The sequence below is a fragment of the Lactobacillus sp. C449L genome (assembly GCF_059900815.1).
In genome coordinates this window covers 1-474 of the sequence record NZ_JBWXGA010000159.1, presented here as the reverse complement: position 1 = coordinate 474, position 474 = coordinate 1, and the positions used below count along the sequence as shown (strand labels likewise).

Here is a 474-nt window from a genome sequence, read left to right as displayed (position 1 = left end):
GCGTTCCAGCACCAGCCGCTCATGCGCGGCATGCTGGTCCACGATGACGAGCCCGTCCTCCGCCTCCGCGACGATATAGGTGGCGGCCACCTGCCCCCTCGCCACGCCCAGGGGAAAGCCGGACGCGCTCGGCGGGGCCTGGACGGCGGGCTCGGCCCTGCCCTGCGGCGCGAAATCGAGCGCGCGGTCGTGCACCCCTGCCGTCACTCCCGCGGAAGCGGGAGTCCCGCTGGTGGGTCCGCGGAAGAGGAAGCCGGATTCCCGCTTTCGCGTGAATGACGGGACGCTGAACCCGGCTACAATCCACATCCGCACAAACTATTTTCCTACAACGAACCTATCCGGCACTCTCCTGCGACTCATCAGGCAGGAGCGAGTGCAATGGACATTGACGACCTCATCGACGAGGTGATCGCCCGCGAGGGCGGCTATTCCAACCAACCGGCGGACCGCGGCGGCGCGACGCGCTGGGGC

Annotated in this window: 1 protein-coding gene and 1 pseudogene; one reads left to right on the top strand and one right to left on the bottom strand. The window is 68.4% G+C overall.

Going from position 1 to position 474, the window contains the following annotated elements:
* Positions 1 to 195, bottom strand: a pseudogene (locus AC2JF9_RS08805) (hypothetical protein); the annotation flags it as partial.
* Positions 196 to 381: 186 nt separating this feature from the next.
* On the opposite strand from AC2JF9_RS08805, the gene AC2JF9_RS08800 reads away from it, so the two are divergent.
* Positions 382 to 474: glycosyl hydrolase 108 family protein (locus AC2JF9_RS08800; protein ID WP_500727006.1), on the top strand; the 93-nt coding region annotated here is incomplete at its 3' end.